The 20,800-nt window shown below is 60.4% G+C and carries 17 protein-coding genes; 6 read left to right on the forward strand and 11 right to left on the reverse strand.

Annotated features, from left to right (window positions below; translation table 11 throughout):
* Positions 1-8 precede the first annotated feature (8 nt).
* Entirely contained in the window at positions 9-266 is a 258-nt protein-coding gene (locus H4W29_RS06520) for a BON domain-containing protein (RefSeq protein ID WP_192728200.1), read from the reverse strand.
* Positions 267-433: 167 nt separating this feature from the next.
* Here H4W29_RS06520 and H4W29_RS06525 point away from each other — a divergent pair, with 167 nt between their 5' ends.
* Together H4W29_RS06525 and H4W29_RS06530 are read left to right on the forward strand one after the other, a co-directional pair.
* Positions 434-712 (forward strand): hypothetical protein, encoded by a 279-nt coding sequence (locus tag H4W29_RS06525; RefSeq protein ID WP_192730682.1) that lies wholly within the window; start codon positions 434-436, stop codon positions 710-712.
* A gap of 115 nt (positions 713-827) precedes the next feature.
* Positions 828-2,888 carry an ATP-dependent helicase gene (locus H4W29_RS06530; protein ID WP_192728201.1) on the forward strand — a complete coding sequence of 687 codons (2,061 nt, stop codon included), beginning with the start codon at positions 828-830 and terminating at the stop codon, positions 2,886-2,888.
* Positions 2,889-2,913: 25 nt separating this feature from the next.
* Here H4W29_RS06530 and H4W29_RS06535 read toward each other — a convergent pair whose 3' ends face one another.
* The 3 genes from H4W29_RS06535 to galE form a co-directional block, all read right to left on the reverse strand.
* The gene (locus tag H4W29_RS06535; protein ID WP_192728202.1) at positions 2,914-3,975 is read right to left on the reverse strand and encodes an enoyl-CoA hydratase/isomerase family protein; all 1,062 of its coding nucleotides are present in this window, start codon (positions 3,973-3,975) and stop codon (positions 2,914-2,916) included.
* Positions 3,976-4,059: 84 nt separating this feature from the next.
* Positions 4,060-6,015, reverse strand: a complete 1,956-nt coding sequence (locus tag H4W29_RS06540; RefSeq protein ID WP_192728203.1) for a putative bifunctional diguanylate cyclase/phosphodiesterase — start codon at positions 6,013-6,015, stop codon at positions 4,060-4,062.
* Between the two features lie 109 nt (positions 6,016-6,124).
* Positions 6,125-7,159, reverse strand: a complete 1,035-nt coding sequence (gene galE, locus H4W29_RS06545; protein ID WP_192728204.1) for a UDP-glucose 4-epimerase GalE — start codon at positions 7,157-7,159, stop codon at positions 6,125-6,127.
* A 466-nt stretch (positions 7,160-7,625) separates the two neighbouring features.
* Between galE and H4W29_RS06550 the strand changes: the two genes are divergently transcribed.
* Positions 7,626-8,306, forward strand: coding sequence for a Type 1 glutamine amidotransferase-like domain-containing protein (locus H4W29_RS06550; RefSeq protein WP_192728205.1), 681 nt, complete (start codon positions 7,626-7,628; stop codon positions 8,304-8,306).
* Here H4W29_RS06550 and H4W29_RS06555 read toward each other — a convergent pair.
* Positions 8,303-9,469, reverse strand: coding sequence for a pyridoxal phosphate-dependent aminotransferase (locus H4W29_RS06555; protein ID WP_192728206.1), 1,167 nt, complete (start codon positions 9,467-9,469; stop codon positions 8,303-8,305). The two genes, H4W29_RS06550 and H4W29_RS06555, sit on opposite strands and share 4 nt — an antisense overlap.
* A 122-nt stretch (positions 9,470-9,591) precedes the next feature.
* Positions 9,592-10,032 carry a large conductance mechanosensitive channel protein MscL gene (gene mscL, locus H4W29_RS06560; RefSeq protein ID WP_192728207.1) on the reverse strand — a complete coding sequence of 147 codons (441 nt, stop codon included), beginning with the start codon at positions 10,030-10,032 and terminating at the stop codon, positions 9,592-9,594.
* 220 nt (positions 10,033-10,252) lie between these two features.
* On the opposite strand from mscL, the gene H4W29_RS06565 reads away from it, so the two are divergent.
* On the forward strand, positions 10,253-13,753 hold the full coding sequence (locus H4W29_RS06565) for a PAS domain-containing hybrid sensor histidine kinase/response regulator (protein ID WP_192728208.1): 3,501 nt from the start codon (positions 10,253-10,255) through the stop codon (positions 13,751-13,753).
* 3 nt (positions 13,754-13,756) lie between these two features.
* Here H4W29_RS06565 and H4W29_RS06570 read toward each other — a convergent pair whose 3' ends face one another.
* On the reverse strand, positions 13,757-14,320 hold the full coding sequence (locus tag H4W29_RS06570; protein WP_192728209.1) for a TetR/AcrR family transcriptional regulator: 564 nt from the start codon (positions 14,318-14,320) through the stop codon (positions 13,757-13,759).
* A 308-nt stretch (positions 14,321-14,628) separates the two neighbouring features.
* On the opposite strand from H4W29_RS06570, the gene H4W29_RS06575 reads away from it, so the two are divergent.
* Positions 14,629-15,816, forward strand: a complete 1,188-nt coding sequence (locus H4W29_RS06575; RefSeq protein WP_192728210.1) for an MFS transporter — start codon at positions 14,629-14,631, stop codon at positions 15,814-15,816.
* 19 nt (positions 15,817-15,835) lie between these two features.
* Here H4W29_RS06575 and H4W29_RS06580 read toward each other — a convergent pair whose 3' ends face one another.
* Entirely contained in the window at positions 15,836-16,858 is a 1,023-nt protein-coding gene (locus tag H4W29_RS06580; RefSeq protein ID WP_192728211.1) for an LLM class flavin-dependent oxidoreductase, read from the reverse strand.
* A 256-nt stretch (positions 16,859-17,114) separates the two neighbouring features.
* Between H4W29_RS06580 and H4W29_RS06585 the strand changes: the two genes are divergently transcribed.
* The gene (locus tag H4W29_RS06585) at positions 17,115-17,426 is read left to right on the forward strand and encodes an ArsR/SmtB family transcription factor (RefSeq protein WP_192728212.1); all 312 of its coding nucleotides are present in this window, start codon (positions 17,115-17,117) and stop codon (positions 17,424-17,426) included.
* Positions 17,427-17,504: 78 nt separating this feature from the next.
* Here H4W29_RS06585 and H4W29_RS06590 read toward each other — a convergent pair whose 3' ends face one another.
* The 3 genes from H4W29_RS06590 to H4W29_RS06600 all read right to left on the reverse strand — a co-directional run bounded on the left by H4W29_RS06590 (position 17,505) and on the right by H4W29_RS06600 (position 20,788).
* A complete protein-coding gene (locus H4W29_RS06590) occupies positions 17,505-17,975 on the reverse strand; it encodes an SRPBCC family protein (protein ID WP_192728213.1) in 471 nt (156 codons plus the stop codon).
* Complete coding sequence (locus H4W29_RS06595; protein ID WP_192728214.1) at positions 17,972-18,319, reverse strand: ArsR/SmtB family transcription factor; 348 nt, start codon at positions 18,317-18,319, stop codon at positions 17,972-17,974. The genes H4W29_RS06590 and H4W29_RS06595 overlap by 4 nt, the downstream gene beginning before the upstream one ends.
* 255 nt (positions 18,320-18,574) lie before the next feature.
* Positions 18,575-20,788, reverse strand: a complete 2,214-nt coding sequence (locus H4W29_RS06600; protein WP_192728215.1) for an FAD-dependent oxidoreductase — start codon at positions 20,786-20,788, stop codon at positions 18,575-18,577.
* Positions 20,789-20,800 lie beyond the last annotated feature (12 nt).

The raw sequence follows: 20,800 nt of genomic DNA on the forward strand, positions 1-20,800 counted from the left end.
ATCGCGATTTATCTCACCAGCAGGCGGCAATGCACGTAACCGCTTCCGACAATGTCCTCGGCGATTGCCAGAGCCCGCTCACTATCACCCCATCGGCTCACGAAACCTTCGAGAACGATGGAGGGGCCTATGGTGGAGACGATGATTTCGGTCGCATCGAGATCGGCCGCGGCATGCAGGGCGCTTTCCACGGACGTGCGCATAGCGGCCGTGTTGTAGCCCTCCTTCCAGGCTTCCTCGTGGGGTGGCGAGCCGTGCAGCACCATGACCGTTCCTGACATTACCTAATAGAGATCTAACGCAGGAAGACGACGTTTGTTGCCATAGGCAGCCGGCTGGATGCATAGTCGCCGTGATGATGGTGCCCCGATACTCCGGTCCCTACCGGAGCATCGGCAGAAGTCCCATGTAATTGCGGCCGAGGAAGATAATGATGAAAGCGCTGGTGCCTGCCTTTCTCGCTACGACCCTTTTGGCTGCACCCTTACTGGCCGGCTGTTCCACCGCGGACGCGCCTGCGCTGGAGCCCATTCCCGGCAGCATCACCTATGGCGGGCAGCCGCGCACGAAGCTGACGAAATCGCCGATCGGCAGCGCCGTCCACAATGCCTTCTACGATCAGCAGGGCCAGCGCGTCTACGAAACATATATCCTCCAGCCCGACCGCAGCCTGAAGCTGGTGCGGCGCCGGATCGTGCCGGACTTCCCGTAATAGTGCATGGGCAGCCCGCGCGTGCTTGACAGCGGCGCCAATCGAGAACATCCAAGGAACATCTGATTTTATTCGCAGGCGCTGATTCTCCCGCGGAGCCCAACCGGACGGCTGGATGTATCTCGAAAGACTCAATCCCCAGCAACGCATGGCCGTGGAGCACGGCACACTCACAGACGGCAGCCATGTGGCCGGGCCGCTGCTGGTCATCGCCGGCGCCGGTTCAGGCAAGACGAATACGCTTGCCCATCGCGTCGCGCATCTCATTCTCAAGGGCGCCGATCCGCGCCGTATCCTGCTGATGACCTTTTCGCGCCGGGCGGCGGCCGAAATGGGCCGGCGCGTCGAGCGTATCTGCGGCGAGGTTCTCGGCAAGAATTCCGGCATCATGGCCGATGCGCTCGCCTGGAGCGGCACTTTCCACGGCATCGGCGCGCGCCTCTTGCGCGACTATGCCGAACAGATCGGCCTCGACCCAGCCTTCTCCATTCATGACCGGGAAGACAGCGCCGACCTGATGAACCTCGTGCGCCACGAGCTCGGCTTCTCCAAGACGGAGAGCCGGTTTCCGACGAAGGGTACCTGCCTCGCGATCTATTCGCGGGCGGTGAATTCGGAGGCGGAACTGCCGCTGGTGCTGCGCGACGCCTTTCCCTGGTGCGCAACCTGGGAAAAGCAGCTTCGCGAGCTTTTCGCATGTTATGTCGAGGCCAAGCAGAGCCAGAATGTGCTCGATTACGACGACCTGCTGCTCTACTGGGCACAGATGGTGGCCGAGCCCATGATTGCCGAGGATATCGGCAGCCGCTTCGACCATGTGCTTGTCGACGAGTATCAGGACACCAACAAGCTGCAGTCCTCGATCCTGCTTGCGTTGAAACCGACCGGCCAGGGCCTGACCGTCGTCGGCGACGATGCACAGTCGATCTATTCCTTCCGCGCGGCAACGGTGCGCAATATTCTCGATTTTCCGGCCTCCTTCAGCCCGGCCGCCAATATCGTCACGCTCGACCGCAACTACCGTTCGACGCAGCCGATCCTTGCCGCCGCCAACGCGGTGATCGACCTTGCTTCCGAGCGTTTCACCAAGAACCTCTGGACGGAGCGGGAATCGCCGGAACGGCCACGGCTGGTGACGGTGCGCGACGAGAACGATCAGGCGCGCTATGTGGCCGACAAGGTCCTCGACAATCGCGAGGAGGGCGTGAAGCTGAAAAGCCAGGCCGTGCTCTTCCGGGCCTCGCATCACAGCGGCCCGCTGGAAGTGGAGCTGACCCGCCGCAACATTCCCTTCGTGAAGTTCGGCGGCCTGAAGTTCCTCGACAGCGCGCATGTGAAGGACATGCTGGCGGCACTGCGTTTTGCCCAGAACCCGCGCGACCGGGTGGCGGGCTTCCGGCTGATGCAGATCCTTCCGGGGGTCGGGCCTTCTACGGCGCAGAAGGTGCTGGACCATATGGCTGAGGACCCGAGCCCGGTTACGGCGCTCGCCGCCATGCCTGCGCCGCCGCGCTCGGGCGACGACTGGACCTCCTTCGTTTCGACCATGCAGGAGCTGAAGACCGGCAAGGCCGGCTGGCCCGCAGAGATCGAACTGGTGCGGCAATGGTATGAGCCGCATCTGGAACGGCTGTACGAGGATGCGAGTGCCCGGCTTGCCGATCTCATCCAGCTCGAACAAATCGCCGGCGGTTATGCTTCTCGCGAGCGCTTTCTGACCGAGCTTACGCTCGATCCGCCGGATGCAACCTCGGATCAGGCGGGCGTGCCGCTGCTCGACGAGGACTACCTCATCCTCTCGACCATCCATTCGGCCAAGGGGCAGGAATGGACCAAGGTCTTCATGCTGAACGTCATCGACGGCTGCATTCCCTCCGATCTCGCAGTCGGGACGACGGCGGAAATCGAGGAAGAGCGGCGCCTCCTCTATGTGGCGATGACCCGCGCCAAGGACAGTCTCGACCTCGTCGTGCCGCAGCGCTTCTTCACCTATGGGCAGAATTCGCAGGGCGATCGGCATGTCTATGCGTCGCGCAGCCGCTTCATTCCGGCCACGCTGCTGCAATTCTTCGAGGTCTGCGGCTGGCCGCAGGTCAAGACCGATACGGCGGCTGCCCAGCAGGCGCGGCAGGTGCGCATCGATGTCGGCGCGCGCATGCGCGGCATGTGGCGTTAAAAGCCGCCTTTCCCGACCAGCACAATCAGAGAGAAAGCGGCGGCTTGGCCGGTTCGAAGAAGCGGCCGATCATTTCATCGTTGACCAGGGCGATCGCCGGCGGCGACCATTTCGGATTGCGGTCCTTGTCGATGACGGCTGCGCGAACGCCCTCATAGAAATCCGGACCAAGAAGGACGTGCATGCAGGCCCCGAGCTCGCGGGCAAGACATTCGCCGAGCGTGCGGCTCTGGCGGCCGGCTCTTAGCAGCCGCAGGGCAAGTTTGAGACTGGTCGGCGAACGTGTGAGCATCACACGGCGAGTTTCGGCGGCGAATTCACCCTCCTCCGCCCCCAGTGCGGATGCGATGTCCTCGACGCGGTTGAAGTGAAAAGCACGGTCGATCATCGCGGCATTGGCCTGCAACCTGCCCTCACCCGGCTGCTCTGAGAGCTCGCGCAGCACCGCGTCGACATCATCAGACGAACTTCCCCCAGGCAGGTTCGTCAGACGCTGGACTGCCTCTTCGAGACGCGAGGAAGGCATATAGAAATCGGCAAGCCCGGTATGGATTGCATCGGCGGCATTGATGTCGAGCCCGGTCAGGGCCATCCACGTACCGCTTTCGCCCGGCGTGCGGGGCAGCAACCAGGTGGCGCCGATATCGGGAAAATAGCCGATGCCCGTTTCCGGCATGGCAAGACGGGTACGCTCGGTGACGATGCGATGGCGGCCGTGGCTGGAAAGCCCGACGCCGCCGCCCATGGTGATGCCGTCCATGAGCGCCACATAGGGCTTCGGATAGGTGGCGATCCGGTGATTGAGGCGGAATTCTTCGCGCCAGAAGGTTTCCGCGAGACCATCGCCGGCGCGCCCGCTCAGGTGAATGGCGCGGATATCGCCGCCAGCGCAGAAGCCGCGCTCGCCCTCGCCCATTACGACAATACTTGCCACGGTTTGATCGGCGGCGAACTCATCAAGCGCGGCGGTGATCGCGCGCACCATGGGGATCGTCAGGCTGTTCAGCGCCTTTGGGCGGTTCAGCCGGATGATGCCTGCCGTGCCCCGTCGCTCGACAATGACTTCGCTCTGATTACTGTTGTCCATGATCCACCTCACTCCTGCCCCATGAATAAACCGGGTCGGGTCGGGGTTCTAGAGCCTTTCCTGGTTAGATTGGCTGCTGATCAATCAGGCAGAGAGGGACTGCGAAACCGCGACATCGCGCCTGACGGCGTAGTCGATCGCCAGCTCCAGCGGCAGCGGCCGGGAGAAATAATAACCCTGCGCCAATCTTACGCCGATGCCTTTCAGCGACTCGGCCACATCCTCGCTTTCGACACCCTCGGCCACAGAGGCGATGCCGAGGTTCTGGCAGAGGTTGGCAACGGAACGGGTGATGTTCATGCAGCGTGCATCGCGGTCGAAATTCATCACAAAGGCCTTGTCGATCTTCAGCTTGTCGAAGGCCAGGCGATGGATATGGCTCAAGCTCGAATAGCCGGTGCCGAAATCGTCAAGTGCAATCGAGATGCCGGCAGCACGCAGCATGCCGATCACCTGATCGGCGGTATCGAAGTCTGACAGCAGCGCCGTCTCTGTGATCTCGAATTCGATGCGTTTAGGATCGACGCCCGACCGGTTGATCATCGCGAGCAAGGCCATCGAGGTTTCGTGATCGCAGATGTCGCGGGCCGAGAGATTGAAGGAGACGCGCAGATGCGCCGGCATGATCTTCAAGGCGTCGAGCGCCTGGCCGAAGAGAATGCGCGTCACGCGGCCGATCACGGCGGTGCGTTCCGCGGCCGGAATAAAGGCATCCGGGCTGATGCGGCCAAAGCGGGCGCTGTCCCAACGCGCAAGCGCCTCAAAACCGACGACACGGCCGCTGCGCAGCTCCATGATCGGCTGATATTCGAGCTTCAACTCCCTGGCGAAACTATCGGTCTGCAGCTCCAGCTCGATCAGGTAGCGTTGTGTCAGGATCTTTTCGTGTTCCGGCGAGAAGAATTCCACGCCGCCGATACGCTTGCTCTTGACCTGATAGAGCGCAAAATCCGCTTTCTCGTAGAGATCTTCGGCCGTGTACTCGCCCGCCTCAGGATAGACGATGCCGCAGGAGCCGGAAACGCGCACCGAGCCGTCCGGGATGTCATAGGGTTCACGCACCGTCGCACATAGCGCCACGCCGAGATCAGAGACGGCCCTGAGCGTCATGCTGGAGGGGAAGATGATGCCGAATTCATCGCCGCCAAGGCGTGAGACGATGCCCTGATCGCCCAACAGTGAGACGAAGCGGCGTGCCGTCTCCTTCAGCACGAGATCACCAGCCGCATGGCCGAAGACATCATTGACCGGCTTGAAGCCATCGAGATCGACGATGCCGATGACAGGCGGTGAAGACGGATCCTTCAGCAGCATCTTTTCGAGCGACAGGAAGAAGCTTCGGCGATTGGCAAGGCCGGTCAGTTGGTCCTGGAGCGCGTTGCGGCTGTTGACGAGGTTCAGCTCCTCGGCTTCGGCCTGTTTCTGCTTGAGCTCTTCAGCAAGCCGCACCAGGTGCGCGAAATTCTGGAAGTAGCTGTTGATGACGCGCAGGAATGGCAGCACGAGGAACAGGCCGCTGACTGCCGTCGCGACGAAAACCGGATTGCCGGAAAAGAGGAAGGTCACGATCATGGCGGTGAAAGTGATGACCGTAGTGATTGCCGCGGCGAGCGGCAGATGCATCAGGCAAAAGACGCAGGAAATGCCGGTTACGACCAGAAAATAGGCGATCTGGCCCTGCTGCGAGGCATCGCCATATTGATAGAGCGCGATGGCCCAGCCGCCGAAGCCAATCGTGAGGATAACCGCGCCTGCTAGCGTTACCTTCATCAGCCGCAGCGCACGCTCCGGCGTAACATTCTCCTTGCCTGATATTTCCCACCAGCAGAGGCGGAAGACGCAGACAATGCTCAGTCCAACGGGGATGTAGAGTGAAAGCCAAAGAGGCGCCGATTTGATGTGGGTGATGGCCACAGCCAGCGCATTGATGACGAGGAGAACGTACAGAATCGGAATCTGTGATGACAAAGCTTCGAACTGCGCCACCAGAAACTTCGGATTATCTTTTTGCAGCCGTAGTGACGCTATGAAGTTCTTCATGATCCCTTTTCCCTTGGCTGAACCGAGCCAGAGAAAGCTTGATTATTCCTTATTCACGTAACGTCAGGCCATCCGCACTGCGCCGGGATGGTAAATGTTGGGTTGCATCTCAGAAAGAAGCCGCAGCCAGCGCGCGATGAATGCTGTGCAGATCGTCGACACTCCTGTTCATCAGGAAGAGTTCCCAATCGAGCGAGCTGCGGACGATGGTTTCCAGGGAATCGTATTTCGGTACCCAGCTCAGCACACGACGGGCAAGCGTGGCATCGGCGACGACGCTTGCAGCGTCGCCCGGCCGACGTGGCGCCATGTTGATCTTGAACGAGTGACCGTTCAGGCGGGTGACCATGTTCAACACATCGAGCACGGAATAGCCGTTTCCGTAGCCGCAGTTGGCGACAAGTGGCCCCCTGCCTTGGCGCAGATGCTGGAGCGCCTTCAAATGCGCCGCCGTTAAATCGCTCACATGGATGTAGTCGCGCACACCGGTGCCGTCATGGGTCGGGTAATCGAAGCCATAGACGGCGACGCTGTCGCGCTTTCCGAGTGCGGCCTCACAGGCGACCTTGATGAGATGGGTCGCGCCCGAGGTCGACTGGCCGGTGCGCAGTTGCGGATCGGCGCCTGCAACGTTGAAATAGCGTAGCGCCACGTAGCCGAAGTCATAGGCGGCGGCAGCGTCACGAAGCATCATTTCGGTCATCAGCTTGGACTGACCATAGGGATTTTCCGGATTGAGCGGCGCCGTCTCCTTCACGAGCGCAGAGCCCTTCTGCTGACCGTAGACAGCGGCTGTCGAGGAAAAGACGAAGTTACGGATGCCCGCCTTGATCGCAGCACTCAGCAGGACACGTGTCTTGCCGGAATTGTTGTCGTAATAAGAAAGCGGGTCGGAGACCGAGACCGGCACGACAGCGGAGCCGGCGAAATGGATGATAGCTTCGATATCGTTTTCGATGAAGATCTTCTTCAGCACATCCGGATCGGCGACATCGCCGAGATAGAAGCGCGCGGCCGGCGCCACGGCCCAGCGAAAGCCGGTGGAGAGGTTGTCGAGCACGACGACATCTTCACCGACATCCAACAGCGTCCAAACCATGTGGCTGCCGATATATCCAGCCCCACCTGTCACCAGAACCGCCATGTCTGCATTCCCTGTTTTATATTTTTTCGGGAACATCAGAACGGGTTTTTCCTTTCCGATTTTATTATCAAACGGCCTCGGAAAGCCTTTGCGGCCGGTATGTTTTGACATGTGGTTAGAGGCGCATTTCAGGCTTTGCTACAATTTTATCGACCAGCCGGTTTTGGAACGAAAACGCCTCGTGACCCCGAGTTCGTTGACATCAAGCACGCGGCGGGGCTAATTAGCGAAATGAACAATTTCGCGTTCCAGGCTATGACGATGGGCATGACGACCACCCTTTGCGGTGGGGGCGTCGGCTTGTGACCTGAAACTGTTCACTGCACCCGACCCAACCCCGCCGGACACGCGCGGGGTTTTCTGTTTCTGCCCCGATGTCCGCTCCATGCAAAGGACTTCTCGTGGCACAAGATCTTCTCTCAATGCCGATTGGTAACCCGCTTCTCCAAAACAGGGAGCGGCAACGATGAGACTATACCTGTCATCCTACCGGCTCGGCGCCAGCGCCTTCCGGCTGAGGAAACTTCTCAATGGCGGACGTCGCGCCGCCGTCATCCAGAACGCGCTGGACTTCATTCCGGCCGAAGCCCGACGCGCGTACGAGACCAATATCTACGATCCCAAGAAAGAACTTGCCGATTGGGGGATCGAGGCGGAAGAACTGGATTTGCGAGACTATTTTGGGCAACCACACGCGTTAGAAACGGCGCTCGCCGGTTTCGACCTCGTCTGGGCCGTCGGCGGCAATGCGTTTCTTCTGCGGCGCGCCATGCGGCAGAGCGGCTTCGATCGCATCATCGGAGAATTGCTACGCGAGGATGCTATCGTCTATGGCGGCTTCAGCGCCGGGGCGGTCGTTGCAACGCCCTCGCTCAGGGGCATCGATATCATGGACGACCCGCGCCAGCTTGCGCCTGATTACGATGAAGCAATCCTGTGGGACGGTCTCGGCCTCGTCGATTTCTCCATCGTCCCGCATTACCGCTCGGCGCATGACGAGGCCGAAGCTGCCGAAAAGACCGTCAACTTCCTTGAAGAAGCCGGCACGCCCTTTCAGCCGCTGAGAGACGGCGAAGTCATCATCGTCGAGGGCCGGAATGTGACGCTGCTACCGGTGCTGCCGGAAGCGATGCGACGCTCCGCCTAGAGCTTCAGGATATAGTCGCAGAGCCGCTCGGCCGCGACTGCCACCTGCGCCAGATCGCGCAGGAAGCAGGCGCGCAGAAAAAGCTCGCCTCCGGGTCCGAAGGCCGTGCCAGGGGCAAGGCCGACGCCGGTTTTGTCGACGATGTCGATCGCAGCCTTGCGGCTGTCGGTGACGCCGTCGATCTTGAGGAAGGCGTAGAGAGCGCCATCGGGCTTCAGTGTTTCGACGCGGTTGGTGGCGATCAATGCATCGCAGAGGATATCGCGGGAGCGGGTTGCCTTGTCGATGTTGGACTGCACGAAGGCGTCACCTTCATTGAGGGCGGCGACGGCGCCCTTTTGCATGAACTGCGCGACGCCCGAAGTGGAATACTGGATGAGATTTTCCAGCACCTGGCCGGTTTCGGGCGGCGCGACGATCCAGCCGACACGCCAGCCGGTCATCGACCAGTTCTTGGAGAAGGAGTTGACGAAGATGACCTTGTCGCCGGGCTCCATGACGTCGAGGAAGGAGGGCGCGCGGCCGCCGGCATAGAAATAACGCGCGTAGATCTCGTCGGCCATGATCCAGAGATCATGCTTGCGTGCGAGCGCCAGGATATCGGCCAGATCCTTCTTCGTCGCGGTCCAGCCGGTCGGGTTCGACGGCGTGTTGATGAAGAGACCGCGGGTCTTCGACGTGATCGCCGCTTCGATGCGGTTGAGGTCGACAGTCCAGGTACCGCCTTCGAACTGCAGTTCGACGCCAACCGAGCGGGCGCCGGCGATTTCCAAGGCAGCAGCGATATTCGGCCAGGCTGGGGTGAGGTAGACGAATTCGTCACCGGGCGAAGTCAGTGCCTGAACGGCGATCTGGATCGCCTGCATACCAGAGCCGGTGACATAGAAATGCTCTGATGGCAGTCGGATGCCGAAATGCCTGAAATAGTAATCCGACAGCGCCTGGCGCAGCTCCGGAATGCCGCGCTGCCAGGTATAGAAGGTCTCGCCGGCGGCGAGCGCCCGCATGGCGGCCTGATTGATGAAATCGGGAGTAGGAAGATCACCCTCGCCGACCCAGAGTGGCAAGAGGCCCTCACGGCCGCGGGCATAATTGACGACTTCGACGATCCCGCTTTCTGGCGCTGCGACGGCGCGCGGGCTGAGGCTGCTTATAATCGACATGCACATCTCCAGTTCACGCCTTCATAGCGGATTTGCGGACGCAAATCCTATGACAATGCGTGATGGCATATCGATTTTCGTGATGGATGAGCCCGGCCGGAGCGGACGGGCTTAAGACCGGATCAGACGGCTGGACGCTTGGCGAGAAGATCGCGGATTTCAGTCAGCAGCGCGACATCGGCCGGCGGCGGCGGAACCTCTGCCGGCGCTTCCTTTTCCTTGCGCTCGACCTGCTCGCGCAGAATGTTCACAGCCTTGATCATCAGGAAAATGATCACGGCGAGGATGAGGAAATTGATGAGGACCGTGATGAAATTGCCGTACGCGAAAACGGCCCCGCGGCTGCGGGCAAGTGCAAGGGTTGGCTGCCCAAAAGCCTCCTTCGACAGCGGAATGTAGTAGTTGGAGAAGTCGAAACCACCGAAGATCGCACCGACGATCGGCATGATCATGTCTTCGACCAGCGACTTGACGATGCCCCCGAAGGCGCCGCCGATGATGACACCGACTGCGAGATCCATGACATTGCCGCGGGCGATGAAAGCTTTGAACTCGTTGAGCATCCGATCTGTCTCCCCTTGATGCAGTTTCAAAGACATGCCGTTGTTTTCATTAGCTACACCTTCATCTCAATTAATCAATCGGCAATTGGAAATATTCGGACGCTGCCCTCTTCCGCGTAGAACTTAAGACCAAGGCCGCGGGAATTTTCAAACATGCTGAATTGCCCTAATCTCGGAACTGTTCCGGGAGGATGGCGGATAGTCCGCCGGCGGAGGGTCAATGCTTCCAGGCTGGGTCATATTTGCGTTTGCCTTGGGTTACCTTCTGCTGCTTTTCGCAGTAGCAAGCTACGGCGACCGCCGGAGCCGGAAATTCGGCGTGCCGGAAGGCGGCCGGCCTGTGGTCTATGCGCTCAGCCTGGCGATCTACTGCACGTCCTGGACCTATTTCGGCGGCGTTGGCTTAGCTGCCCATCACGGGCTGGAATTTGCCGGCATCTATATCGGGCCGATCCTCGTCTTCACACTCGGCATGCCGCTCTTGAAACGCATTATCGAACTCGCCAAGGCCGAAAAGCTGACATCGGTCGCCGATTTCATTGCGGCGCGCTACGGCAAGAATTCCACTGTCGCAACCATCGTGGCGATGATCTGCCTCATCGGCACCATCCCCTATATCGCGTTGCAGCTGAAATCCATCTCGGCGACGGTCACGGCCATGGTCAATCCGTCCGATTATGGCATCGGCAGCGGCAACCTCTACTTCCTCGACCTGCCGCTGATCGTGACGCTGGTGCTTGCCTGCTTCGCCATCATGTTCGGCACCCGCCATACCGATGCGACCGAGCATCAGGACGGGCTCATCCTCGCGGTATCGATGGAATCGATGGTGAAGCTCGTTGCCTTCCTGACGGCGGGCATCTGCGTCATCTGGTTCCTGTTCGATGGGCCAAGCGACCTGTGGCGGAAAGGATCGGAGAACGCCTTGGTCACCGCCGCACTCGACTATCAGACCCCGCTCAGCCGATGGATCACACTGACGCTGCTTTCGGCCTTCGCCATTATCATGCTGCCGCGCCAGTTCCATGTCACCGTCGTCGAAAACCGCACGGCAAAGCAACTCCGGCTCGCGGGTTTTCTCTTCCCGCTTTATCTGATCGCCATCAATCTCTTTGTGCTGCCGGTCGCCATCGGCGGGCTGCTCATCTTCGGCGGCAACGGCAATGCCGATCTTTATGTTCTTACCCTGCCGCTTGCAGGGCAAATGCCGGTTGTCTCGCTGATCACCTTCATCGGCGGCTTTTCGGCGGCGACCGCCATGGTGATCGTCGATTCCGTGGCGCTCTCCATCATGGTGTCGAACGACATCGTCATGCCGTTCTTCCTGCGCCGGAAGCTCGCGGGCCTTGCGAGCCAGCGCGACGACTTCGCAAAGAGCCTGCTCAATATCCGCCGGAGCGCCATCTTCGCCGTGCTGCTGCTCGGCTACGCCTATTATCGTTCGACCGACAGCACTGCGGGGCTTGCCTCGATCGGCCTGCTTTCCTTTGCCGCCATCGCGCAGATTGCGCCTGCCCTCTTCGGCGGCATGATCTGGCGGCGCGCGAACGCACGCGGCGCCATCCTCGGCCTCTCCTCCGGCTTCACCATCTGGGTCTACCTGCTTTTCCTGCCCTCCTTCGGCGGCCCGGATTATTCCTATGTGGCAAGCAGTTTCCTCGGCTTCATCTTTCCCGGCACGACACTCTTCACCGGTCCGGATGCCGATTCGCTTGTCAATGCGACGGCAATGAGCCTGCTCGTCAATACCGCCGCCTTCATCGTCGGCTCGCTGACGCGCAATGCCAAGCCGCTGGAACGCATCCAGGCCGGCATCTTCGTCAAGCGCCATTCGCGCTCGCAATTTGCCACGCGGGGCTGGAAGACCCGCATCAGCGTCGGAGATCTCAAGACGGCGATCGCCCGCTATCTCGGCGAGGAGCGCATGCAGCGCTCGCTTGCGACCTATGAGCAGACGTCTGGCCGGAAGCTGGAGGACGACCAGCCGGCGGACATGGCACTTATCCATTTCACCGAGCAGCTTCTCGGCAGCGCCATCGGCTCCTCCTCGGCGCGGCTCGTGTTGTCGTTGATCCTGCAGAAGATCGAGGATGCTTCCTCGGATACGGCCTGGCTGCTCGATCAGGCGAGCGAAGCACTGCAATATAATCAGGACATGCTGCAGACGGCGCTCGCGCAGATGGATCAGGGCATCGCCGTTTTCGACAGTTCCAATCGGCTGACGATCTGGAACCGCCGCTTCCGGCAATTGCTGGACCTGCCGGAAAATGCCGGCCAAGTGGGTTTTCCGCTATCGGAAATCGTCAGTATCCTCAGCCAGCGCGGCGATATCGCGCCGGGCGACCAGGGCCAGGCGGTGCGGCATTTCCTGACGCTCGACAAACCCTTCCCGCTGGTGCTCGGCGGCGGCGAGCGCATCATCGAAGTGCGTTCCAACGCCATGCCGGACAAGGGTATCGTCGCGACCTTCACCGACATCACCCAGCGTGTGGCCGCCGACCGGGCACTGAAGCAGGCAAACGAGACGCTGGAACAGCGCGTGGTGGAGCGCACCGCGGAACTCACCCGCGTCAACAAGGAGCTTGCGGAGGCACACGCGGCGGCGGACGAGGCGAATATCGGCAAGACCCGCTTCTTTGCGGCCGCCGGCCACGATATTCTGCAGCCACTCAATGCGGCCCGGCTTTATTCTTCAGCGCTTGTCGAACGCATGGCCCAATCGGAAAACAGCCCAATCGTGCGTAATATCGATTCCGCGCTGGAATCGGTCGAATCCATTCTCGGCGCCGTGCTCGATATTTCCCGGCTCGATACCGGCGCCATGCGCCCGCGGCTGGCGTCCGTGCCGCTTTCCGATCTGCTCGAGCGCATCGAAACCGATTTTGCTCCGATCGCCCGCGAAAAGAAACTGAAGCTCAAGGTCATGCCGACTTCGCTGCAGGTGCGCTCCGATCCGAACCTGCTGCGCCGTCTGGTACAGAACCTCGTTTCCAATGCCATCAAATATACCGTCAGCGGCAAGGTGCTGGTCGGGGTAAGGCGACGTGGCAATCAAGTGATGATCCAGGTGATGGATTCCGGCATCGGCATTCCGCCTTCGAAATTCCGGACAGTGTTCAAGGAATTCGCGCGACTGGATGAGGGTGCCAAGACCGCATCGGGCCTCGGGCTCGGCCTCTCGATCGTCGACCGGATAGCCCGCGTGCTCAATCACAAGGTCGAGCTTTATTCAACGCATGGCAAGGGTACGGAATTCCGCATCCTCATACCGCTCGATATCGCGAAGAACGCGGAAGCCGCGGCAGCCGTCCTTCCCGTCGATCGCACGGCCCAGCCGCTGAAGGGATTGCGAATCCTCTGCATCGACAACGAACCGAAGATCCTCGAAGGCATGCGGCTGCTGATCGACGGATGGGGCTGCGATACTGCAGCCGTGGATTCGCTCTCTGCCGTCCAGGCGCTTTCGATGCGTCAGCCCCCGGATCTCGTCATTGCCGACTATCATCTTGCCGACGGATCGGGAGTGGAAGCAATCCTGCATCTCAGGCAGCATTTCAGTATGGAGATTCCTGCGCTGCTCGTCACGGCCGACAGGACGCCGGAGGTGCGGGCCGAGGCGGAAAAGCACGGCATCGCCGTGCAGCACAAGCCGGTGCGCCCGGCAGCACTGCGCGCCTATATCACGCAGATTTCCGGCTTGAAGCGCACCGCCGCCGAGTGAAGATCAGGCGGCCTTGCGCCGGGCGAAGACGTGGCCGACAAGCTCGTGCACGCGGGCGGCCGTCGGAACGTCGCCGAACAGGATACGGTACATGATGGGCGCAACCACGCGATCCATCACCGCATCGACTGCGGGAAAGTTCTCGCCCCTCCCCTTCGCCCGCTCGGCAATCGTCTCGATCTGCTGTCGGGTAAAATTGCAGCATTTATTGGCGTTGTCGCCTGTCTGGGCAGAGAGCACATCCCGGACATATTCACGACCGGGGCCGGAGGACATTTCCTCAGCATATTGCTCCGCCCATGCCTGCAGATCACCGGCGCCAGTTCCTGTATCGACCGGCTCCATGTCGGGACGAAGACGCTCGACGGCGACGTCGGCCAGCAATTCCTGCAGGTCACCCCAGCGGCGATAGATGGTGGAAGGCGTGACACCTGCACGCGTCGCGATCAGCGGAACGGTGATTTCTGTTCGGCTCACCTCCGCAAGGAGGTCACGCACGGCGGCATGCACGGAAGCCTGGACACGCGCGCTTCTGCCACCCGGACGGATATTCTCTTTCACTGCCATTTCGAACCCAACCTTCTCCGCCGTGAAGTGTGCTGCAATCTTTCAGATTCGCCTAGAGCATTTCCGTTTTTCTTCGAATCACGAAAGTGCTCTATCTCTTTGTTTTCACGCAATTCCGGACGCAAAACCGCTGCATACTTTTGCTGGAATTGCTCTAGCACGCTTCAGGTCCTTTTACGCAATTTCGGGTGCAAAACTCTGCCAACAGTTCAGAAACTTTCATACACTCATAAACGCAAATTATTTGCTTTTAGACTTTGCGCACCCTAGATAGAGCTAACGCAATAGATTAGCTTTAAGGAGCTTATATGGTCGCCGCATCCGAATCCATCAAGAATTCGTCGCCCATGGGCTTCCATGCTCTGACACTTGCCATCTTCTTCGGCGCATCGGCAGCGCCGACGCCTCTCTATCGCATCTATCAGGAAAGCTTTGCCGTTTCTCCCATCCTGATCACCGTGATCTTCGCAGTCTACGCCTTCGCATTGCTCGCAGCCCTGCTGATTGCCGGCTCCATCTCCGATCATCTCGGACGGCGGCCGGTCATTTTCGGCGCGCTGGTACTCGAAATCATCGCCATGGGGCTGTTTTCCGTTGCCAGCGGGCCGGAATGGCTGATCGGTGCGCGCACTGTTCAGGGTATCGCCACCGGTATTGCCGGCGCTTCCCTCGGTGCAGCACTCGTCGATGTCGACCGGGCCAAAGGACAGATCGTCAACTCCATTGCGCCGCTTTCCGGCATGGCGATCGGTGCGATCGGCACCAGCGCGCTGATTCAGTACGGCCCGGAGCCGCTGCATCTCATCTACGTCCTGCTGCTTGCAGCCTTTGTGGTACAGGCCGCCGCTCTGTGGCTGACGCGAGAAACCGGTGGCACACGCGCTGGAGTCTTCAAATCGCTAAAGCCCACGATTTTCATTCCGCAGCAGGTGAAGAAGCCGCTGTCGCTGGTGACGCCGATCAATATCGCCAACTGGACGCTCGGCGGCTTCTACCTGTCGCTCGTGCCTTCGCTGGTCGCTTCGACCACCGGCAGCCGTGCGCCGCTGACCGGCGGCGCGGTCGTGGCAGCGCTGATGGTATCAGGCGCAATCGCCGTATTCCTGCGCCGAAGCCGCAGCCCCAAGAGCAATCTCGTCTTCGGCGTTGCTTCTCAGACGCTAGGTATCGCGACGGTCGTCGCGGGCGTGCATCTTGCCAATGTGCCGCTGCTGCTCGTCGGCACTCTTTTGACGGGTGCCGGTTTCGGCACCAATTTTCTCGGCTCGATCGGCACGATCATGCCGCTCGCCAAGCCGGAAGAACAGGCCGGCCTGCTTTCGGCCTTCTACATCCAGAGCTATCTCGCCTTCAGCCTGCCGGCAATCCTTGCCGGCTTCCTCGTCAAGTCGATCGGCTATGGTGCGACGACGGACATCTACGCGACCGCCATCATTCTCGTCAGCCTCACCGGGCTGATGCTGATGCGGACAACGAGGAAAACGGCGGCGGTATAGCATCCGCCACCGGATATGATCACCGCCAACCGAGCGCCGGGGCGACGTATTTCAGGATCGATTCGATGACGTGAGCATTGTATTCCACGCCAAGCTGGTTGGGGACGGTGAGCAGCAGCGTATCGGCCTCGGCGATTGCCTCGTCCTTCTTCAGTTCCTCGATGAGAGCATCGGGCTCGGCGGCATAGGAGCGGCCGAAGATCGCCCTGGTATTCTCGTCGATGAAGCCGATCTTGTCCTGCCCTTCATTGCCGTAGCCGAAATAGGAGCGGTCGCGATCGTTCACCAGCGCGAAGATGCTGCGGCTGACGGAAACGCGTGGCTCGCGCTGATGGCCGGCTTCCTTCCAGGCCTCGCGATAGGCGCGGATCTGATTGGCCTGCTGGATATGGAAGGCTTCGCCCGTCTCGTCGTCCTTCAAGGTCGAGCTCTGCAGGTTCATGCCGAGCTTGGCGGCCCAGACGGCCGTAGCGTTCGAGCCGGCACCCCACCAGATGCGCTCACGCAGACCGGCGGAATGCGGTTCGAGCCGCAAGAGGCCGGGCGGATTGGGGAACATCGGCCGCGGGTTGGGCTCCGCGAAACCTTCGCCCTTCAGCACTTCGAGGAAGACCTCGGCGTGGCGGCGGCCCATATCGGCATCGCTCTGACCTTCCGGCGGGTTGTAGCCGAAATAGCGCCAGCCATCGATAACCTGCTCCGGCGAGCCTCGGCTGATGCCGAGCTGCAGGCGCCCGCGGGAAATCAGATCGGCCGAGCCGGCATCTTCCGCCATGTAGAGCGGGTTCTCGTAGCGCATGTCGATGACCGCAGTGCCGATCTCGATGCGGCTGGTCCTCGCGCCGACGGCGGCCAGCAGCGGGAAGGGCGACGCAAGCTGACGGGCGAAATGGTGGACGCGGAAATAGGCGCCATCCGCACCGAGTTCTTCAGCTGCGACGGCAAGATCGATCGACTGCAGCAGCGTATCGCCGGCCGAGCGCGTCTGGGATTGCGGCGAGGGCGTCCAATGCCCGAACGAGAGAAAACCGATCTTCTTCATGATTCCATCGCTTAAACTGAAGTGTGCCTGCACGCTTCTTGTCATGATTCCTGACAGGCATATAGGCGCGCGCGGGAGATTTCTGAACCGGATGACTGATCAAATGCGAATTCGGCGCCGCGCAATTGCAGCACAGAACGCAGCCCATCCGGACGCTTCCCAAAAGCAGCAGGAAAAATTTGTTCCGGCCACACTATTAAGATAATTCTTAATTAGTCATATAAATTGCCGTCCGCTAAATTGTGAAGGGAAAGCGATGAATACAGATAGTTTTGAAAAGAAAGCCGACCTGCTGCTGGTCATGGCAAACGCCCATCGATTGCGGATGCTGAAGACGCTTGCCGAGCGCGAGGTGGCGGTCAACAACCTCGCCGATATTATCGGAATCAGCCAATCGGCTCTCTCCCAACACCTTGCCAAGCTTCGCAGCAGGGATCTCGTCAAGACGCGGCGCGATGCGCAGACGATCTACTACTCGGTCAAATCCGAGAAGGTCCATGTGATCCTTGAAATGCTGAGCGAGATGTTCGACGAGGTCCACACAACGGATCACCGGCTGGTGGGGTAAGAGACCCGTGTCACCGGGTATTCTCCGCCGTTCCCAGTTAGCCATAGCCCGGCCTGCTACACCGGGCATGAATTTTCTTTATTTCTCCACCAGCTTTGCCAGCTGCGCGGCGACCGTGCCCCAGCCGTCATAGAAGCCCAATTCTTCATGCTTACCACGAGTCTCCTTGTCCTTGTGCATGACGAGGGCGTTGTAGTCGGTCCCTTCGGGATGATCGGCGAAGGTGATGATGGCTGTCATGAAGGGGGTTGGCGCAGGGCGCCAGCCGCCAAGGAGCGCATTGGTGAAAACAATGCGGCGGCCCTCTTGAATATCAAGATAGCAGGCGCTGAGATGGTGTTGAAAGGGACCGCCATCCTCGCTCATCTCGGTCACGAGGGCGCCGCCGGGTTTTACTTCCATGGTGGCGACGCGGCAGAGCGCCGGTGCGGGGATCCACCATTTTTCGAACTTTGCCGGATCGGTCCAGGCGCTCCAGACGGCGGATGATGGCGCTTTGATGATACGCGAAATGGTGAGATCGAGGTCGGGGTTCACATTTGGCTTCATTGGGACTCTTCCTCCTTCGATTGCGTGGCGGTGACGAAAGCTTCGAGCCTGGCTGTGCGGGCTTCCCAGATGGTGCGCTGGGCTGAAAGCCAGCCTTCGACCATCGCGAAATGCTTCTTCTCCAGCGTGCAGGTGCGGACACGACCCTGCTTTCTCGTTTCGATAAGGCCCGTCTCCTCCAGCAGGCGGATGTGCTTCATGAAGGACGGCAGGGCCATGTCGAAGGGCTTTGCGAGATCGCTGATGCTGGCCGGGCCGGTGCCGAGCCGGCCGATGACGGCACGGCGGGTCGGATCGGCTAACGCCAAAAAGATGCTGTCGAGCTGATGTGAATAGTAATCCATAAGGCTAAGTATCATAACGTGATAGTTAGCGCAAGAGCTAAGTGTTTCGGGCAAATTATGGGAAGCTTCGCACACTTCAGGTCTGAGGTGTGAGTTTGCATTTATCGATTTGATTAGATCCATTCACCGCGCAGACGCGCGGTGAATGGATCTCTGTGACACGCATAGAGATGAGGGGAGTGTGAGGAGCTGGCTTCGTCCCATTGAGCCACTTGGCAGTTGCCAGCGCCGGCATTAAGCGCCGGCGCTTCTTTTTTACGCGGCCTTGTCAGCGGCCGGATAGGGATCGAAACGACCGTAGAAGGTTTCGCCCTTGGCGGCCATGTCTTTCAGCAGCGGTGTCGGCTTGAAGTGGTCGCCATAGCTGGAAGCCAGCTTTTCGGCGAGTTCAACGAAGGCCTTCACGCCCATGCCGTCGATATAGCTCAGAGCACCGCCGGTATAGGGCGCAAAGCCGAAGCCGAGGATGGAGCCGACGTCGGCTTCGCGGGGATCGGTGACAATGCCCTCTTCCATGGTGCGGGCGGCCTCGAGCGCGATCGTGACCAGGAAGCGCTGCTTCAGGGTGTTGACGTCGATTTCGTCGGCCGGTTTCTGCGGATAGAGGATCTTCAGCTCCGGCCAGAGGAACTTCTTTGCGGGCTTGGCCGGATATTCGTAGAAACCCTTGCCGTTCTTGCGGCCGCGGCGGTCGAGTTCGTCCACCAGCTTGTTGATGAGCGCAAGGTGGCGCTCGTCAACGGCCTTGGGGCCGAGATCGGCGACGGTGGCCTTGAGGATCTTCTGCGAGAGATCGATCGCCACTTCGTCGTTGAGCGACAGCGGGCCGACCGGCATGCCGGCCATCTTGGCGGCATTCTCGATCATCGCCGCCGGCACTCCTTCGATCAACATGTCATAGGCTTCGTGGATGTAGCGGAAGACGCAGCGGTTGACGAAGAAGCCCCTGACATCGTTGACGACGATGGGCGTCTTCTTGATCGCGGCGACATAGTCCAACGCCACGGCGAGCGCACGGTCACCGGTGTTTTTGCCGAGGATGACCTCGGTCAGCATCATCTTCTCGACCGGCGAGAAGAAATGCACGCCGATAAACTGATCCGGGCGCTTGGAATTTTCGGCAAGGCCCGTGATCGGCAACGTCGAGGTGTTGGAGGCGAAGATCGTCGTTTCCGGGATGACGGCTTCCACCTGCTCGATGACCGCCTTCTTGACGGCGCGATCCTCGAAAACGGCTTCGATGACGAGATCGGCATCTTTCAAATCGGCGTAATCGGCGGAGGGTGTAAGGCGGGCGAGAAGTGCGGCACCTTCTTCCTGCGTAAGACGACCCTTACCGATTGAATCTTTGACGAGGCCTTCACCGACGCCCCTGCCCTTGGTGGCAGCCTCGATATCGCGGTCGATGAGGGTGACCTCGAAACCGGCGGCGGCCGTGACGTAGGCGATCGAGGCGCCCATGAAGCCGGCGCCGACGACGCCGACCTTCTTCAGCTCCGTCTTCGGCACGCCGGCCGGGCGGCGGGCGCCCTTGCCGAGTTCCTGCATGGAGATGAAGAGCGAACGGATCATGGAGAAGGCTTCGGTGGTCTGCAGCACCTGCGTGAAATAACGCTGCTCGATCTTCAGCGCGGTATCGAAGGGCACCTGCAGGCCTTCATAGACGCATTTCAGGATGGCGAGCGCGCCGGGGTAATTGCCTGATGTTTCGCGGCGCAGGATCGCTGGAGCTGCCGGCCAGAGCTGGGCTGCGGCGGGCGTCCAGATGCCGCCTCCTGGAACCTTGAAGCCCTTCTCGTCCCAGGGGGCGATGGGCTTCAGGCCATCCTTGATCATCTGCTTTGCAGCAGGAATGAGCTGGTCCGGATCGACCACCTGATGGACGAGGTTCATGGCCTTGGCGCGCGAGGCGTTCAGCGACTGACCCGTCGTCATCATCTGCAGGGCGGACTGGGCATCGGTCAGACGCGAGATTCGCTGCGTGCCGCCCGCCCCGGGGAAAATACCGACCTTGACTTCCGGCAGGGCGATCTTGACGCTCTTGGCATTGGAGGCGACTCGGCCATGGCAGGCTAGCGACATTTCCAGCGCGCCGCCCATGCAGGTGCCGTTGATGGCGGAGACCCAGGGCTTGCCGCAGGTTTCGAGCTTGCGGAAGAGGCCGGTCATGCGGCCGACGAGATCGAAGAGTTTCTGCGCAGCACCCTCAGGATTTGCAGCCTTCTCTTGCTGGTAGAGCGTGAACATCGACTTGATCATCGAGAGATCGGCGCCGCCCGAGAAGGAGGACTTGCCGGAGGTGATGACGACGCCCTTGACGGCGCTGTCGGCGACTGTGGCATCGATGATGGCGTCGAGTTCGTTCATCACCTCCTCGGTGAAGACGTTCATCGACTTGCCGGGCATGTCCCAGGTGACCAGGGCAATACCATCCGCATCGGTCTCGACGGTGAAGTTGGTGTAGCTCATCGTCTCTCTCCC

The sequence above is a fragment of the Rhizobium viscosum genome (assembly GCF_014873945.1).
Lineage (GTDB): Bacteria > Pseudomonadota > Alphaproteobacteria > Rhizobiales > Rhizobiaceae > Rhizobium > Rhizobium viscosum.

Bases quoted from the DNA above. Each gene is read 5' to 3' on its own strand.
- H4W29_RS06520 (WP_192728200.1), bottom strand. From the start codon at position 266: ATGGTGCTGCACGGCTCGCCACCCCACGAGGAAGCCTGGAAGGAGGGC.
- H4W29_RS06525 (WP_192730682.1), top strand. From the start codon at position 434: ATGAAAGCGCTGGTGCCTGCCTTTCTCGCTACGACCCTTTTGGCTGCA.
- H4W29_RS06530 (WP_192728201.1), top strand. From the start codon at position 828: ATGTATCTCGAAAGACTCAATCCCCAGCAACGCATGGCCGTGGAGCAC.
- H4W29_RS06535 (WP_192728202.1), bottom strand. From the start codon at position 3,975: ATGGACAACAGTAATCAGAGCGAAGTCATTGTCGAGCGACGGGGCACG.
- H4W29_RS06540 (WP_192728203.1), bottom strand. From the start codon at position 6,015: ATGAAGAACTTCATAGCGTCACTACGGCTGCAAAAAGATAATCCGAAG.
- galE (WP_192728204.1), bottom strand. From the start codon at position 7,159: ATGGCGGTTCTGGTGACAGGTGGGGCTGGATATATCGGCAGCCACATG.
- H4W29_RS06550 (WP_192728205.1), top strand. From the start codon at position 7,626: ATGAGACTATACCTGTCATCCTACCGGCTCGGCGCCAGCGCCTTCCGG.
- H4W29_RS06555 (WP_192728206.1), bottom strand. From the start codon at position 9,469: ATGTCGATTATAAGCAGCCTCAGCCCGCGCGCCGTCGCAGCGCCAGAA.
- mscL (WP_192728207.1), bottom strand. From the start codon at position 10,032: ATGCTCAACGAGTTCAAAGCTTTCATCGCCCGCGGCAATGTCATGGAT.
- H4W29_RS06565 (WP_192728208.1), top strand. From the start codon at position 10,253: ATGCTTCCAGGCTGGGTCATATTTGCGTTTGCCTTGGGTTACCTTCTG.
- H4W29_RS06570 (WP_192728209.1), bottom strand. From the start codon at position 14,320: ATGGCAGTGAAAGAGAATATCCGTCCGGGTGGCAGAAGCGCGCGTGTC.
- H4W29_RS06575 (WP_192728210.1), top strand. From the start codon at position 14,629: ATGGTCGCCGCATCCGAATCCATCAAGAATTCGTCGCCCATGGGCTTC.
- H4W29_RS06580 (WP_192728211.1), bottom strand. From the start codon at position 16,858: ATGAAGAAGATCGGTTTTCTCTCGTTCGGGCATTGGACGCCCTCGCCG.
- H4W29_RS06585 (WP_192728212.1), top strand. From the start codon at position 17,115: ATGAATACAGATAGTTTTGAAAAGAAAGCCGACCTGCTGCTGGTCATG.
- H4W29_RS06590 (WP_192728213.1), bottom strand. From the start codon at position 17,975: ATGAAGCCAAATGTGAACCCCGACCTCGATCTCACCATTTCGCGTATC.
- H4W29_RS06595 (WP_192728214.1), bottom strand. From the start codon at position 18,319: ATGGATTACTATTCACATCAGCTCGACAGCATCTTTTTGGCGTTAGCC.
- H4W29_RS06600 (WP_192728215.1), bottom strand. From the start codon at position 20,788: ATGAGCTACACCAACTTCACCGTCGAGACCGATGCGGATGGTATTGCC.